This is a genomic window from Leifsonia sp. 1010, assembly GCF_031455295.1.
GTDB lineage: Bacteria > Actinomycetota > Actinomycetes > Actinomycetales > Microbacteriaceae > Leifsonia.
This window is the reverse complement of the sequence record NZ_JAVDSL010000002.1, coordinates 46,781-62,332: the sequence shown is the minus strand read 5'-3', so window position 1 is coordinate 62,332 and position 15,552 is coordinate 46,781. Positions and strand designations below refer to the sequence as shown.

11 protein-coding genes are annotated in these 15,552 nt (G+C 72.4%); 5 read left to right on the top strand and 6 right to left on the bottom strand.

Annotated features, from left to right (window positions below; translation table 11 throughout):
• The first annotated feature begins 36 nt into the window (after positions 1–36).
• Entirely contained in the window at positions 37–912 is an 876-nt protein-coding gene (locus J2Y42_RS11010; RefSeq protein WP_309858278.1) for a hypothetical protein, read from the top strand.
• Here the strand turns inward: J2Y42_RS11010 and J2Y42_RS11005 are convergent.
• Together J2Y42_RS11005 and nudC are read right to left on the bottom strand one after the other, a co-directional pair.
• Entirely contained in the window at positions 857–2,620 is a 1,764-nt protein-coding gene (locus J2Y42_RS11005; RefSeq protein ID WP_309858275.1) for an ATP-dependent helicase, read from the bottom strand. The two genes, J2Y42_RS11010 and J2Y42_RS11005, sit on opposite strands and share 56 nt — an antisense overlap.
• On the bottom strand, positions 2,617–3,636 hold the full coding sequence (gene nudC / locus J2Y42_RS11000; protein WP_018190481.1) for an NAD(+) diphosphatase: 1,020 nt from the start codon (positions 3,634–3,636) through the stop codon (positions 2,617–2,619). Before nudC ends, J2Y42_RS11005 begins: the two co-directional genes overlap by 4 nt.
• 60 nt (positions 3,637–3,696) lie before the next feature.
• Between nudC and J2Y42_RS10995 the strand changes: the two genes are divergently transcribed.
• On the top strand, positions 3,697–4,776 hold the full coding sequence (locus tag J2Y42_RS10995; RefSeq protein ID WP_309858272.1) for a phosphotransferase: 1,080 nt from the start codon (positions 3,697–3,699) through the stop codon (positions 4,774–4,776).
• Here the strand turns inward: J2Y42_RS10995 and J2Y42_RS10990 are convergent.
• Both J2Y42_RS10990 and J2Y42_RS10985 read right to left on the bottom strand, forming a co-directional pair.
• Complete coding sequence (locus J2Y42_RS10990; RefSeq protein ID WP_309858269.1) at positions 4,707–8,069, bottom strand: ATP-dependent DNA helicase; 3,363 nt, start codon at positions 8,067–8,069, stop codon at positions 4,707–4,709. The two genes, J2Y42_RS10995 and J2Y42_RS10990, sit on opposite strands and share 70 nt — an antisense overlap.
• Entirely contained in the window at positions 8,066–11,254 is a 3,189-nt protein-coding gene (locus tag J2Y42_RS10985; RefSeq protein WP_309858266.1) for an ATP-dependent DNA helicase, read from the bottom strand. Before J2Y42_RS10985 ends, J2Y42_RS10990 begins: the two co-directional genes overlap by 4 nt.
• 107 nt (positions 11,255–11,361) lie before the next feature.
• Here J2Y42_RS10985 and J2Y42_RS10980 point away from each other — a divergent pair, with 107 nt between their 5' ends.
• Both J2Y42_RS10980 and J2Y42_RS10975 read left to right on the top strand, forming a co-directional pair.
• Positions 11,362–11,586, top strand: coding sequence for a DUF3107 domain-containing protein (locus J2Y42_RS10980; RefSeq protein ID WP_309858263.1), 225 nt, complete (start codon positions 11,362–11,364; stop codon positions 11,584–11,586).
• Between the two features lie 9 nt (positions 11,587–11,595).
• Complete coding sequence (locus J2Y42_RS10975) at positions 11,596–11,898, top strand: hypothetical protein (RefSeq protein ID WP_309858260.1); 303 nt, start codon at positions 11,596–11,598, stop codon at positions 11,896–11,898.
• A 67-nt stretch (positions 11,899–11,965) separates the two neighbouring features.
• Here J2Y42_RS10975 and J2Y42_RS10970 read toward each other — a convergent pair whose 3' ends face one another.
• On the bottom strand, positions 11,966–12,682 hold the full coding sequence (locus J2Y42_RS10970; RefSeq protein WP_309858258.1) for a ferritin-like fold-containing protein: 717 nt from the start codon (positions 12,680–12,682) through the stop codon (positions 11,966–11,968).
• Between the two features lie 125 nt (positions 12,683–12,807).
• Between J2Y42_RS10970 and J2Y42_RS10965 the strand changes: the two genes are divergently transcribed.
• Positions 12,808–14,283, top strand: coding sequence for a DEAD/DEAH box helicase (locus J2Y42_RS10965; RefSeq protein ID WP_309858255.1), 1,476 nt, complete (start codon positions 12,808–12,810; stop codon positions 14,281–14,283).
• A gap of 112 nt (positions 14,284–14,395) precedes the next feature.
• Here the strand turns inward: J2Y42_RS10965 and J2Y42_RS10960 are convergent, their stop codons facing one another.
• On the bottom strand, positions 14,396–15,523 hold the full coding sequence (locus tag J2Y42_RS10960) for a hypothetical protein (RefSeq protein ID WP_309858252.1): 1,128 nt from the start codon (positions 15,521–15,523) through the stop codon (positions 14,396–14,398).
• Between the last annotated feature and the right edge of the window lie 29 nt (positions 15,524–15,552).

Here is a 15,552-nt window from a genome sequence, read left to right as displayed (position 1 = left end):
CGCTGACCGGGCACCGGCATCCGGCAGGATGCGGGGATGGCCCTCGCACTCGACCCCCGCATCCAACGCGTCTGGCGCACTCCCGACTGCCTGCAGTTCGGTGTGGAACAGCCGGTGCTCGTGCTCGACGGCGTCAGTGCGGCCGACGAACGGATGCTCGCCGCGCTCGCGTGCGGAGTCACCCGGCAGGGGCTGCAGCTGCTCGCGGACCGGGCCGGCGCGCCGCCGGGAGCGGCCGCGGCGCTGCTGAAGCGCATAGCGCCCGTGCTGGCACGCGGTGACGGCGCGGTTGACGGACGCGCCGACGGCTCAGGCAGCCGGGACGAGCGACCGCCCGGCCGGCCGCCGCTCGTCGTGCTCGACGCGACGGGACCGACCGCGTCGCAGCTCGCGCGGATGCTGACCGATGCTGGCGCGGAGGTCCGCGGCGGACTCGCGTGGGACGACCGGGCGCTCGACCGGGCGGAGGCCGCGGTCCTGGTCGGCTCGTACGCGATCGAGCCGCAGCGTTCCGCCCGCTGGCTGCGACGCGACATCCCCCACCTGCCGATCGTGTTCGGGGATGCCGGGGTCACGGTCGGCCCCTGGGTGCGGCCCGGGGTGGCGCCCTGCCTCCGGTGCGTCGACCTTCACCGCACGGCGGCCGACCCGGCCTGGCCGGTGATGGCCACCCAGCTGCACACGCTGCCGCCACCGGGTGAGGACGCGATCGTTTCCGCGATCGTCGGTGCCCGAGCCGCCGCGCTGGTGCTCGCGGGCGTCGCCGCGGCGCGCGGACGGTCGGTGCAGCCGCCGCCGGTCGGGGCGAGCTGGCGGTTGCTCCGAGCTCGCTCGGAAGGGGGCGGTGCCGACTGGGTCAGCGCCGCGTGGGAGCCGCACCCGGAGTGCGGGTGCCTCGGCCTTCCACCGTGACCGTCGGCCGCAGCTCCGCCAGGAAGCGTGACGGCTGCCGGAGTTGGGGCCGGCCGGGCTGGTTGCCGCGCGCCGCCCAGCTGAGGTGGAGGCTGCGACGCGCTCGCGTGATGCCCACGTACAGCAGGCGGCGCTCTTCGTCGATCTGCTCGAAGGTGCTCGCGTAGCTGATCGGCACGAGGCCCTCGCTCAGGCCGATCAGGTAGACCGAGGGCCATTCGAGGCCCTTGGCCGCGTGGAGGGTCGCGAGGGTCACAGCCGACATCGTCGGCTCGTGCTGGCCGGCCTGCCGGGCGAGAAGTTCGTCGGTGAAGCCGCGGAGCGTCTGGCCGGGCGGCTGCTCGTCCACCAGGCCCATGATGGCGTTCAGCGACTCCCAGCGCTCGCGGACGGCGCCGCGGGCCTCGGGCGGCTGCACCGACCATCCCAGCGAGCGCAGCACGTCGCTGACCGACTTGAACAGCGGGTCCTCGGTGGCCGCGAGGCTGGCCGCCCGCAGCGACATGACGGCCTGCCGAACCTCCGGCAGGTCGAAGAACCGCTTCGAGCCGCGGATCTGGTAGCTGATCCCGAGGTCGCCGAGCGCCTGCTCGAGTGCCGCGGCTTGGACGTTGACGCGGTACAGCACCGCGATGTGCTCCGGCCGGGCGCCCGCGGCCAGCTCGGCGGCGATGCGCCCGGCGACGGCGCGGGCCTCGGCCCGATCGTCCTCGAAGGCGGCGGGCTCGGTGACGGGGTCACCTGCCGGTGTCCCACCGGCGACCTCGGCCGGGCGCAGGGTCAGCGCGCCGGACCTCCCGCGCATCAGCCGGTTCGCGGTGTCGATCACGGCCGGCGTCGAGCGGTAGTTCTGCTCCAGTCGCACCACGGTCGCGCCGGGATGCTCGTGCTCGAACCCGAGCAGGTACTCGCTGCGGGCTCCGGCGAAGGAGTAGATCGTCTGACTGGCGTCGCCGACGACGCACAGGTCACGGCGGGTGCCCAGCCACAGGCTGAGCAGCTGGTGCTGGAGCGGCGAGACGTCCTGGTACTCGTCCACGACGAAGAAGCGGTACTGCTCGCGCACCTGCAGGGCGACCGCCGGTTCCGACTCGATCATCCCGGCGCAGGCGAGCAGCACATCCTCGAAGTCGATCTGCTTGCGCTCGTCCTTGAGGTCTTCGTACGACTGCAGCAGATCGGCGACCTGCGTCGCGGTCAGCGAGCCGGGGGTCGGCCGGTCGGCGGCCGTGTACTGCTCGATGCTCAGGCCCGAGACCTTCCGCCACTCGATCTCCGCGGCGACGTCGCGGAGGGTGGCCGTGTCCACTTTCACCTTGAGCCGCTCGGCGGCATGCCCCAGGATGCGGCCCTTGCCGTCCAGCACGGAGGGCAGCTGCCCGCCGACGACCTGCGGCCAGAAGTAGTTCAGCTGCGCGAGGGCGGCGGAGTGGAAGGTCCGCGCCGACACTCCCCCGGCGCCCAGCTGACGGAGCCGCCCGCGCAGCTCGGCGGCGGCGCGCGCGGTGAACGTCAGCGCCATCACACGACCGGGCGCATAGGCGCCGGAGGCGACACCATACGCGATGCGGTGCGTGATCGCACGGGTCTTGCCGGTTCCGGCACCGGCGAGGATGCACACCGGACCGAACAGCGCCTCCGCCGCGACCCGCTGCTGCGCATCCAGCCCGGCCAGCAGGGCGTCCGGGCCGGAGAGCGCGGTGCTCACGGCGCCGGCGGCTCGTCGAGCGGGCCGCCGTACCAGTCCTCGATGAGGGCGCGCGCGATAGACGAGCGGCCCGGGAGGATGATCTGCTCGCGCGCCGCCCACAGCTCGTCCCGGGTGAACCAGCGCACGTCGAGGATCTCCTCGCCATCCGGGTCGAGCGCGCTCGCGGCCTGGTCGTCGGCCAGCCGCGCCGTCATCCCGACCATGACCGATGCCGGGAACGGCCACGGCTGCGAGCCCTTGTAGCGGGCGTCGACGACGCGGATGCCCGCCTCCTCGAACATCTCGCGCTCCACGGCCGCCTCGAACGATTCGCCCGGCTCGACGAACCCGGCGAGCAGCGAATAGCGGGAGTTCTCCCACATCGCATTGGAGCCGAGCAGGAGCCGGTCGTCCGCATCCAGCACCGTCACGATCACCGCCGGGTCCGTCCGGGGGAACACCTCGGAGCCGTCCTCCAGGCAGCGCCGCACCCAGCCGGCCTGCTCGACCACCGTCGGCGACCCGCATCGCGGGCAGTGCGTGTGCGTCGCATGCCAGTTCGCCATCGCGAGCGCCTCGGTGAAAAGTCCCGCGTCGCGATCGCTCAGCGCGGTGGCGACGGTGCGCAGGTTGCCCCAGCGCGCCTCGTCCGGCTCCAGCTCCTGCGCGGCGGCGTCGGTCAGCACCTGCAGCACCACGGCGGTGCCGGCCGGCTCGGTCGCCGACGCGACCGTCGTGCGGCCGAGGTACACCCGGATGAGCGCGGAGGTGACGCGGTCCACCGGGAGCAGCTCCAGCTCGGCCGGTCCGGCATCCGGGGCCGACCAGCCGTCGGCTGCGGGGGTCGCGGCCGCGACGCTTTCCGCGGTCAGCAGCGCCCGTCCCTTCCAGAGCGCGAGCACGCGCGTCGTCGGCTCCTCCCAGAGCTCGTCGAACAGGGCGGGCCGCGACCGCGCGGCATGGTCGCGATCGGTCGCGTGCCGCGAGAGCGGAAGAGCGGCGAGGGGAAGGGCGGGAGTCGGGGCGGACGACATCGAGGTCCTTTCGGGGCGTGGCGGACGGCCGTCGCAGGGAGGTCCAATTAGCCTAGGTGCATGGCCAGATCCCACTTCACTCTAGCCGCGCTGGCCACCTCGGCCGTTCCCGACCTCGACGTCTCCGGCGCCCGCAGCTACACGAGGAGCGGCGCAGGCGAGTTCGACTCGGCGCTGCTGTCGACGAGGGACGGCTCCACCGTCATCGTGCGCGTGCCGACGAACCAGATCGCGGAGACCGAGCAGAGCGCCGACCTGGTCGCGCTGCGCGCGCTGACCACCGGCATCCGCAGCCGCCTCCCGTTCGAGGTGCCCCGCTACCTCGGCCAGGCACCGGTCGCGGGAACGCGCGCCGTCGTCTACGACTTCCTCCCCGGCGAGCACATCGCGGTGGAGGACGTGCCGCCGGGCGACGGCCTGGCCGGGTCGATCGGGCACGCCATCGCGGCCATCCACGCGCTCCCCACCGCCTTCGTCGGCGAGGCCGGCCTGCCGGTGATGTCGTCGGCCGAGTGCCTCACGGCGGCGAACTCGGTCATCGAATCGGCCGCATCCACCGGTCTCCTGCCCGTCGCGCTGCGCGACCGGTGGCGGGACGCGGCGGCCGACCACTCGATCTGGCAGTTCCAGCCGACCGTCATCAACGGCTCCCTCACCTCGGACTCCTTCCTTGTCGAGGACGATGTCGTCACGGCCGTGCTCGGCTGGTCGGCGCTCCGCGTCGGCGACCCGGCGCGCGACCTGCACTGGCTGCTCGCCATGAACCCGGAGGCGACCGACGGCGCCCTGGGCGCCTACGCCTCCACGCGGCAGGTCGCCACCGACCGCCAGTTCACCCAGCGCGCCATGCTGTACGCCGAGCTCGAGGTGGCCCGATGGCTGCTCCACGGCCGCGAGGTGCGCGACCAGACGATCGTGGACGACGCCGTGGAGATGCTCGACGGCCTCGTGGACCGCGTCCGCAGCAACTCGATGAACCCGCTGTCGACGGCGACCGGCCCGATCATGGCGATCGGCGATGTGGAGGCCATGCTCGACCGGACTCCGGGAGACCGCACGGACGCCGCAGGCTACGGGCGCTCGGGCGGGATGAAGCCGGTCGCCGACGACCAGAGCGACGTCAGCTCCTCCTCCGCGTAGAGGCGCTCCGGCCGCACGACCGCGTCGTCGGCCACGAAGTAGAAGACCGCGTCGATCCGCTCCGGGTCGATCCCGGCGTAGCGGGCGAACGCGAGGCGGTAGAGCGCGAGCTGCAGCTGCTTGCGTTCCAGGTCGTCCGCGTCGCGCGGCGCCTTGCCGGTCTTCCAGTCCACGATCTGGTAGTCGTGGAGGCCGTCCTCCGCCCGGTAGACGGCGTCGAGCTTGCAGACGACCACCTGCCCGGCGAGGGTGATGTGGATCTCCAGCTCCACCTCCTCCGGACGCCGCCCGGCCCACTGGCTCCGCTCGAAGGTTGCGCGCAGGTCCTCGAAGCGCTCGGCCTCGAGCACGTCGCCCGCGAGGTCGTCCAGCTCGGCGACGTGGGCGTCGAGCACGTCGGTCGCGCCTGCGACCGTGCCGAAGCGCTCCTCCACCCAGCGGTGGAACAGGGTGCCCAGCCTCGTCTGGCGGTACGGGCGCTCCGGCATCGGCCGGCGCAGGGTCGCCGCCACCGATGCCGGGTCCGTCACGTAGTCCTTGAACCGCGAGGCCGGGATGCGGGCGGGCAGTTCGACGAGACCGGCCTCTTCTGCACGCCGGGCGCGCTCGGCCAGCAGCAGGTCGAGGTCGCGCGCGTAGACACCGCCGTCGCCCGCGCCGCGTTCACGCGCACGGCGCACGGCTTCGGCGGCCGCCTCGACGCGTGTGCGGCGGGCGCCGAGCGGCTCCAGCGGCCAGGTCACGGTGGATGCGGTCAGCGCGAGCGGGTTCTCCTCCGGCTCGTCGCAGTCCGGGAAGGCGTCCGGCGGCAGCAGACCCGCATCCTGCAGCTCGAGCAGGTACGAGCCGGGGCCGCGCGGCTTGGTCTGGGTCGACCAGTACGAGCCGGACAGCAGCAGCCGCTGCCGGGCGCGGGTCACGGCGACGTAGATCAGCCGGCGCTGCTCGTCCAAGTGCCGGGCGAGGTTCTCCTCCTCGAACGCCGCGATCGAGTCGTTGACGTCCTTCTGGGTCTCGGCGGTGCGCCAGGCGATCACCGGAAGCTCGGCCGAGTCTCCGCGGAACTCGTTCGGCAGCTGCCCGAACGCCAGCCAGCCCTTGCGGCTCTGCGGCGGCCCGGGGAGCTCACCGTCGACGAGCCGCGGCACGGCCACGACGTCCCACTCCAGGCCCTTCGCGCCGTGGATGGTGAGGATCTGCACCGTGCCCGGCTCCGGCTCCTCGCTGCGCGGGGCGAGGTTGTCGCGCTGCTCCGCCTCCGCGAGCCACGACAGGAAGGAGCCGAGGGTCGCCTGGTCGTCCGCGGCGAGGTAGGAGGCGACCTGCTCGGCGAACGCATCGAGGCTCGCCTGACCGAGCTGAGCGGTCTCGTTCGCGGCGACCTCGATATCGAGCAGAAGCTCCTGCTGCACCAGCGTGACGAGGTCGAGCAGGTCGAGCCCCACCCGTGACCGCAGGTGGTCGAGCCGTCGTCCGGCGTCGCGCATCCGTGCCAGACCCGCCGGGCTGAAGCCCGCCAACCGGCCGTGGTCGTCGGGCGCCTCGACGACGAAGTCGAGCGCATCCACCAGGGACGCCGACTCCTCCCCCGCGACGGATCGCCGCAGCCGGTCGCGCAGTTCGGGATCGAGCCGCTGGTACCGGTGGTCGCGCTCGGCGAGCCACGACGCGACATCGCGCAGCGCGGCAACGTCCTTCGGGCCGACGCGCCACTTGGCGCCCGTCAGCAGGCGGATCAGCTCGGAGCCGGCGGTCGGGTCGTGCATGACCCGCAGGGCGCTGACGAGGTCGGCGATGACCGGCTGCTCCAGCAGGCCGCCCAGTCCGAGCACGTGATACGGGATGCCGTGGCAGGCGAGGGCGGACGTGAACACGTCGATCTTCTTCAGCGACCGGCAGAGCATCGCCGCACTCGGCGGGACGCCGTTATCGTCGCGCTCGCCAAGACGAGCGCCCAGCCAGCGCGCGACCGTCTCGGCCTCGTCGGCGACCGTCTGCTCGAACACCGCCGTCAGCTCCCCCGCGACGGCGCCCGGGCGCGGCTGCAGGCGTTCGACGTGCACCGGTGAGGCGGCCGTCAGCGGCTCCACGAGCGCGTTCGCCGCATCCAGCACGCGCGTCGGATTGCGCCAGCTGGTGCTCAGCGCGTATTCGGCCGCTCCGCCCTCCGACCCCGCCCGCTGACCGGTGAAGTCGGCGGAGAACCGGCCGAGGTTGGCGGCGCTCGCGCCGCGCCAGCCGTAGATGGACTGGTGCGGGTCGCCGACCGCCATCACCGGCTGGTCGGCGAACAGCGTCGAGAGCAGGCGGGTCTGCACGACCGAGGTGTCCTGATACTCGTCAAGCAGTACGACCCGGTAGCGCCGGCGGTAGTCCGCGACCACGGCGGGGAGGCGCTCGCTGACATCCAGGGCGAGGGCCACCTGGTCGGAGTACTCGACGAATCCGCGACGGCGCTTCTCGTCGGCGAAAGCGCGGGCGAGGTCGAGCAGCGGGGGAAGCGACCCGACGGCGTCGACGGCCGAACGCACGGAGGCGTACAGCTCCTTCACGCGTCCGTTGCCCGTCGGCAGCTCGGCGATGCGCGCGAACTGCTCCACCATCCGCTCGACGTCGTCCGGGTCCGCGACGTTCTCGCTGAGCGCGCGGCTCAGGGTCACGACGGCGGTCGTGACCGCCTCGACGCCCCGGTCGAGCTCGACGAGCCGGTCGTCGGTGCTGGTCACGACGAGACGGCGGGCGAGCTGCCACGCCGACGCCTCGCTGAGCACCGCCGACTCGGGTTCGCGGCCGATCAGCAGCGCGTTCTCGCGGAAGATCGCGTTGGCGAACGAGTTGTACGTGGCGACCGCCGGAGCGTCGAAGGGGTCGAACTCCACCTCCGTCACGCCGGACGCGACCAACTGCTCGATGCGGGTGCGGATGCGGCCGGCCAGTTCGCCCGCGGCCTTGCGGGTGAACGTCAGGCCGAGGATCTCGGGCACCCGCACGTGACCGTTGGCGAGCAGCCAGACCACTCGGTTCGCCATCGTCTCGGTCTTGCCGCTGCCGGCTCCCGCGACCACGATCGCCGGTCGCAGCGGCGCTTCGATGACCGCCTGCTGCTGGGCGGTCGGGATGGGCAGCCGGAGCGCCTCAGCGATGTCCGCCGCGCTCAGCGCGCGGGACGGGCGCGGCCGCTCCTCCTCCGTCTCAGCCAGCGAGAAGGCCTGCTCGACCAGGTCGAGCTCCGCCTGCTCGGTCGCCCACTCCAGGAGGCTCTCGTCGTCGACGTGCGTCGCTTCGTCCGTCATGCTCCTCCTCCCGCGCTGACCGCAGGCACCAGGTGGATGCGGTACTCGTACTTTCCGTGCGGGTCGCGTTCGCCCAGGTCGACGACCCCGGCGAACGTCGCGCCGGCCATACCGTCGGCCGCACGCGCGACGCGCTCCCGCAGCCGCTCGAGCCCGTCGTCGTCGACGCGGTCCTGAGCGACCTCGCGATAGCCCTTCCCGCGGACGCCCTTGGCGACGAAGAGCAGCTTCGCGCCACCGGACGGCAGGTCGGCGGCCTGCTCGATCGCCCCGTGCTCCAACGCCAGCTGATAGGCGCCCAGCTGCGCGTGCTCGGCGGCTTCCGCCGCCGAGGGCGTGCGGTTTCCCGTCTTGAGGTCGACGATCACGACCGTGCCGTCGGGGGTGCGTTCCACGCGGTCGATCGTCCCGCGCACCAGCGCCCGGCCGAGGCGCAGCTCGAAGGCGCCCTCGGAGCCGAGCAGCACACCGCCGGCGCGCTCGAAGTCGCGGAGGTATTCGGATACTCCGGCCGTGAGCGTCCGCGTCCGTCGGCGCTCCTTCTCCTCCAGCCACGGCGACTCGAACGCGAGCTCGCCCCACCGGCGCTCGATGCCCTGCCACAGCCGCTCGACGCTGAGGTCGCGATCGTCGCTCGTGCTCGCCTCCTCCATGACGGCGTGCACGACGGTGCCGATGCCCGCGGCGAGTCCGCTCGGGGAAGCGGCCATCGTGTCCACGAACCAGGCCAGGGGCGACTTCTCGAATGTCTCCAGCCGCGACGGGGACACCCGGACGACGGCCTCCGGGTCGTCCAGATCGACCAGCGGCTCGGTCGTCGACGGCTCGAGCAGGCCGTACCAGGTGTCGGGATCGGCGCCCTCCACGTCCGCGTCCGCAAGGCGGGCGAGCGCCTCGGCCGCGTCGGGTGCGCCCGTCGTGGCGAGGCGGCGACGCAACCGGCCGACCATGCCACGGAGGGAGAGCGGATGGGCGCCGTCGTCGGCGTCGTCGACGGCCAGGTCGGCCGCGAGGCGCAGGAACGGCGAGGGCTGCTCGTCGTCGTTGGCCGTCGCGGTGAGGATCACCTGGCCGCGGGCGCGCGAGACCGCCAGCGCGAACATCCGCAACTCGTCGCCGAGCACCTCCGCGCGCTCGTCCTCGGTCTCGGTGGTGCGACCCTCCACCGCGTCCGCGAGCTCCTGCGGGTGCAGCAGCGAACCGCGCAGGCGCAGGTTGGGCCAGACGCTCTCCTGGAGCCCGGCGACGACGACGACCTCGAACTCGCGACCGATGGTGGCACTCGGCGTGCAGACCAGTACGGCGTCGCCGGCCGTACGGGCGGCCAGGGTGTCCTCCGGGACCTCCGCGCCGAGCAGCTCGACGACGAAGTCGGAGGCCGGACGCTCCGGGTAGCGCTCGACGAACCGCCGGGCGGCGGTGAACAGCGCGACGACGCCGTCGAGGTGCCGGTTCGCCTCGTCGGCGACGATGCCCGTGCGTTCCGAGTGTTCGAGCCAGCGGGCGGCGAGGCCGCTGCGCTCCCATACGTGCCAGAGCAGTTCCTCGATCGAGGCGCCGTTCTCCGCCTTCTCGTGGCCGGATCGCAGCGTCTCGGCCAGGCGTGCAGCGCGGCGGGCCGGGCTCGCGTCGATGGTGGCCAGGTGCGCGGGATGCTGCAGCGCCTCCACGAGCAGCTCGTCGCCCGGACGGTTGCCGTCGCCCGCGAGCTCCTCCTGACGGAGGGCGAGGCGCAGCCGCCGCAGGCTGACGCTGTCGAGCCCGCCGAACGGCCCGAGCAGCAGTTCGGTGGCGACCACGGGCGTCAGCTCGATCGCGCCGAGCTGCACGCCGGCGATCGTGATCAGCTGGCGGGCGGCGAAATCGTCGCGCAGCGGACGCCCGGCGATGCTCGTCGTCGTCGGGACCTCGGCGACCGCGAGTGCGCGCGAGAGGGCGGGTACATGGGCGCCCGAACGGACCACCACGGCCATCGAGCTCCACGGCACGCCGTCGAGCAGGTGACGTTCGCGCAGCTTGCGGGCCAGCCGCGAGGCCTCCGCGGGGGCCGAAACGGCGACGAGCCGTACGATCTCGGGGCGGCGGTCGGCCGGATCCACGCCGCCCGCATCCTTCTGCTCTGCATTCGCCTGCTCCGGCTCAGGTCGCCCGGCCGAGGCCATGCGCTGCACTCCGGCCGCCGCCGTGCCGATCCGCTCGGTCACCCGGGCGGTCAGCTCGCGCAGCGCGGGCGTCTGGCGGTGAGCGGTGGTCAGCACGAACCGGGTCACCGGCACCCCGAGACGGCCCTCGAGCTGCCCGAGAGCGGTGGTCTGCGCTCCGCGGAAGGTGGTGGATGCGACATCCGGGTCGCCGAACGCGACCACGGCGACACCGCGCGTCGCCAGCGCCCGCAGCAGCGCCAGGGTCGCGACAGTGGCCTCCTGCAGGTCGTCGACGAACACGGCGCGCAGGTCGTCGAGCGAGCTGCCCTCGGCGATGACCGTGACCGCCGACGCGATCAGCTCGGCCGAGTCGACGAAGCCGCCGCGATAGCTGTCGACGACGAGCTGGTACTCGGCGATGAAGCGGGCTGCGGCGCGCCACTCGTCGTGGCCGGTGATCGCACCGAGCTCGGACAGCCGGGACGGGGTGACCCCGCGCTCGGCGCAACGCGCCATGAGCTCGCGCAGCTCGGTGCGGAATCCGCGAAGTGTCCGCACCTCCTCGACGAGCGGGTCGGGCCACGCCGGACCGGTTCCGTCCTCCAGGTGGCCGCTGATCAGCTCGGCGATGATCTGGTCCTGCTCGCCTCCGGTGAGGAGGCGCGGCGGCTCTGCTCCGATGCGCCGCGCTCGCTCGCCGACGAGCTGGAACGCGAGCGACGTCGCCGTGCGCGCCAGCGGACCCTGCGTCGGAACGCCGAGGCGCAGGGCGATGCGGTCGCGGAGCGCCGTCGCCGCGGTGCGCGAGGCGCTCAGCGCCAGCACCTCATCCGGCCGGTAGCCGCGGTCGAGCACGCGCTCGGCCAGGGCCTCCACCAGCGTCGTGGTCTTGCCCGTGCCTGGCGCTCCGAGCACGGCGGCGGAGGCGCCGTCCGGCAGCAGGAGCACCTCCGACTGCGAGCCGTCGAGCGCCGCGCCACCTGCTGGAAGAGGGGATGCGAGGGTGCCGGCAGGGTGCATCCGGAAGCCTCGAGCGATCATGTCCTTCACGGTATCGGCGTCCGCCGACAGAGAACGCGAGCGGGGGCCGCGAGCCGTGTGCCGTAGTCTGAACTCACACCCGCCGGTCAGACTCGAAAGGCACCTCAGTGGAGATCCGCATCGGAATCGTCAACGCCCCCCGCGAACTCAACTTCGAGTCGTCGCAGTCGGCCGAGGAGCTTGCCGGGCAGGTGCAGAGCGCACTCGCCAGCGGCACCGGTGTTCTGCAGCTGACCGACGACAAGGGCCGGCTCTACGTCGTCCCGACCGCGGGCATCGCGTACGTCGAGATCGGCACCGAGGAATCGCGCCGCATCGGCTTCGTCGGCTAGCCTCCACTCGTGGAACTGCTCTTCGTCGTCCTCGGCGGGGCCATCATCGGCCTGGCCGGACGCTATCTGCTGCCGAACCGTCACACGCACGGCTCCGTGCTCATCCCGGCCGTCGGCGTCGTCTCGTCGGCCGTGCTCTGGGTGGCGCTCACCTGGGCCGGCCTGAAGTGGGACGGCGGCTGGATCTGGTGGATCACCCTCCTCGGCACCGCGCTCATCGTCGCCGTCGCCGACCTGCTGATCGGCCGAGTCCGCGCCGCCAACGACGACCGCATGCTGCACGCGCTGGCGAAGGGCGCCGTCGCGCGCTGAGCGCACATTCGGCACGAATGTGCGTTATCGCCCACGCTGAGCGCACATTCGGCACGAATGTCGCGGCCTAGGCGGTCAGGCCGAGCGCATCCATCCGGCGCGTGTGCGCGGCGATCAGCTCCGTGAAGATCGGCTCGATGCGCGCATCGTCGGCGATCCTGTTCCCCGAGAGGTGCAGCGCGGAGCGCGCTACGAGCAGCGTGTCGCCGACGAGCCTCCTGCCCCACATCGCGAGCCGCGACGCGAGCAGCGGGTCGGCCGCGATCTGCGCGCGGAGCACCTCCAGCACGCCCTCCTGCCCGGACTCCGAGCCGAGCAGGTGCGCGAGGCGCGGTCCGACGTCGCCCGGCAGTCCGGCGGCGAGCCGGATGAAGAAGTCGTCGAGCAGGCCGCCCGTCACGAGGGCGGAGAGCAGTGTCTCGCGCCAGTCCGCGCCGACGATGAGCGCGCTGAAGCCCTCGATCTCATCCGCGAACGGCTTCATGGCGTCGGCCGGGTCGTCCCCTCGGCGCCGGATCTCGGCCACGATCCCCTGATGCTTCGACAGGGCGTGACCGGCGGCCGCCGAGATGAGGCCCTTCGCGTGAAGGTCTTCCGCCTCGGCCGCGACGCGCGACAGCGTCTCGAACTGCTCGAGCTGGAGGTACGCGGACTGACCCAGGTAGGGCAGCAGATCCGGCATCACCTCGTGCAGGTCGACGCGGACGGTCGGCAGCGTGCGCGCCCGCGGAGTCAGGCGCGGGAGCTCGACGGAAGGCCGTCGCCGGGTGAACCAAGTCGACACGCTCAGCAGTGTATCGGGACCGTCCAGTAGGCTGGGGACGCCGTCGGCGCAGGATCGACGGCCCTACGCCTGCGACAGAGAAACAGGGCGTGGACACTCCAATCGAATCGACAGGCAATTCACCAGTGACTTTCTCAGAACTCAACATCGACCAGGACATGGTGGATCAGCTCGCCGCCAAGGGCATCATCGAGCCGTTCCCCATCCAGACGCAGACCATCCCGCTCGCGCTCACCGGCCAGGACATCATCGGCCAGGCGAAGACCGGAACGGGCAAGACCCTCGGCTTCGGCCTCCCCCTGATCCAGCGCCTCGGCCCGAACCCCGAGCCCGGCGTGAAGGCACTCGTCGTCGTGCCCACCCGCGAGCTGGCCATCCAGGTCTACGAAGACCTCGAGACGGCCGCCGCCGGACGCCCGACTTCCATCGCCAGCATCTACGGCGGCAAGGCCTACGAAGGCCAGATCGCCCAGCTGAAGGGCGGCGCCCAGATCGTCGTCGGCACCCCTGGGCGCCTCCTCGACCTCGCCGGCCAGCGCCTGCTGAACCTCGGCAGCGTGCAGGAGATGGTGCTCGACGAGGCCGACAAGATGCTTGACCTCGGCTTCCTCGCCGACATCGAGAAGCTGTTCGCGCAGACCCCGGCCACGCGCCACACCATGCTCTTCTCGGCGACCATGCCGGGCCCAATCGTCGCGCTGGCGCGCCGGTTCATGACCCGCCCTGTGCACATCCGCGCGACCGACCCCGACGAGGGCCAGATCCAGGCGAACATCAAGCACCTGATCTACCGCGCCCACTCGCTCGACAAGGACGAGGTCATCGCCCGCATCCTGCAGGCCGAGGGCCGCGGCAAGACCGTGATCTTCACCCGCACCAAGCGCGCCGCCGCCAAGTTGGTCGAGGAGCTCAACGACCGCGGCTTCAACGCCGCCGCCGTGCACGGCGACCTCAACCAGGAGCAGCGCGAGCGCGCCATGGCCGCGTTCAAGGCGGGCAAGAAGGACATCCTCATCGCCACGGACGTCGCGGCCCGCGGCATCGACGTGGACGATGTGACGCACGTCATCAACCACACCATCCCGGACGACGAGAAGACGTACCTGCACCGCGCCGGCCGCACCGGCCGGGCGGGCAAGACCGGTATCGCCGTGACGTTCGTCGATTGGGAGGACCTGCACAAGTGGGCCCTCATCAACAAGGCGCTCGAGTTCGGGCAGCCGGAGCCGACCGAGACGTACTCGTCGTCGCCGCACCTCTACACCGACCTCGACATCCCGCAGGGCGTCAAGGGCCGGCTCAAGCCCACCCCGGCCGTGAAGGCGACCGAGTCGCCGCGCAGCGGCCGCACCGACTCCACCGGCCCGGAGGGCGGGGAGCGTTCGAGCAGCAGCCGTCGTCGCCGCACGCGCGGCTCCGGTCAGGGCGCATCGCAGGGCTCGACGGCTCCCGATGGGTCCGGGTCGGAGGGCGGCGAGGCCAAGGCCCCGGCCGCCGGCACGCACGACGGCGGCGGATCGCAGCACCGCGACGGCAACAGCGCTCCGCGTCGTCGCCGTCGTCGCTCGCGCGGCGGCTCCGCCACCACCCCCGCCAGCTGACCCAGCCTCCCACGCGAACAGCTCCTGAGTTTTTCGCCCGATCCATGCGGATTGGAGCGAAAAACTCAGGAGCTGTTTGCTTGGGGCTGGGGCGCTTGGGAGGGGGACGCGCTCAGTACCAGTTGGGGTCGTGGCTCATCTCGAAGTTCCACGCGGCGCACGGGGAGCCGTAGGCGCGGTTGATGTAGTCGAGGCCCCAGTCGACCTGCGTGTTCTGGTTGGTCAGCCAGTCCGGGCCGGCCGACGCCATCTTGCTGGCGGGCCAGGCCTGCGGGATGCCGTACGCGCCACTCGACGTGTTGTACGCGTCCGCCCGCCAGTCGGACTCATGGTTCCACAGCTTGATCAGGCAGCTCATCTGCTCACCGCCCCAGCCGAAGGCCGGGAGGCGGCTGGCCGCGTACGCCTGGGCGCCCGCGGGATCGACCACCATGCCGGGAGGCGGGGCGAACCCGTCGGACCCGCCGCCCGGGTTCGCGGCCGCCTCGGCCGCCTGTCTCGCGGCCTCCCCCTCGGCGTACGACTTCTCGACGGCCGCCTCGGTGTTCTTCAGGGTCGCCAGCTGGGCGTACAGCGTGTCGGCGTGCTTCTTCTGGTCGGCCAGCTGGGCGTCGGCCGCCTGCTTCGCCGCGGTCGCGACGTCGAGAGCCTTCTTCGCATCCACCGCGAGCTGATCGCGCACCTTCTGGGCGGTGGTCGCCTGCTCGCTGAGCGACGCGGCGAGGTTCTTCTGCGCGTTCGCCCTGGCGTACAGCGAGCTGGCCTGGTCGGCGAGCTTCGACACCGCGCCGAGCTGGTACAGCAGGGAGTCGGAGCGCGTCGCGTTCGGGCTGAGGAACAACCGGAGCGACACGGATGAGGTGCCCGCGCGGGTGAGCTGCTCGGCGAGCTTGCCGCTCTGGGCCTTGAGCGCATCCGCCTGGGCCGATGCCTCGTGCGCCTTCTCGGCCAGACCCTGCGCCTTGGCGGTCGCGGTCTGCAGGGCGGCCTCGGCGGTCCCGTACTCCCCCAGCCGCTTCACGGCGAGGTCGCCCGCGGCGTTCGCGGCGGTCTGCAGACCCGTCAGCAGACCGTTGATCCGGTCGACCTCGGCCTGGGCCGCGCTGGCGTTGTTCTTCGCGGCCTGCACGTCGTCCCACGACGGGTAGCTGTCGGCGTTCGCGGGCGTGACGCCCGCAACGACGACGAGGACGGCCGTCAGGGCGGCAGCGGCCGCCGATCCTCGCCAGAACCGTCTCACTCGCGCACCTCGCATCCTTCTCGCCCCGA

Excerpts from the sequence above, each read along its gene's own strand:
- J2Y42_RS11010 (WP_309858278.1), top strand. The coding sequence starts at position 37 with ATGGCCCTCGCACTCGACCCCCGCATCCAACGCGTCTGGCGCACTCCC.
- nudC (WP_018190481.1), bottom strand. The coding sequence starts at position 3,636 with ATGTCGTCCGCCCCGACTCCCGCCCTTCCCCTCGCCGCTCTTCCGCTC.
- J2Y42_RS10995 (WP_309858272.1), top strand. The coding sequence starts at position 3,697 with ATGGCCAGATCCCACTTCACTCTAGCCGCGCTGGCCACCTCGGCCGTT.
- J2Y42_RS10990 (WP_309858269.1), bottom strand. The coding sequence starts at position 8,069 with ATGACGGACGAAGCGACGCACGTCGACGACGAGAGCCTCCTGGAGTGG.
- J2Y42_RS10985 (WP_309858266.1), bottom strand. The coding sequence starts at position 11,254 with ATGATCGCTCGAGGCTTCCGGATGCACCCTGCCGGCACCCTCGCATCC.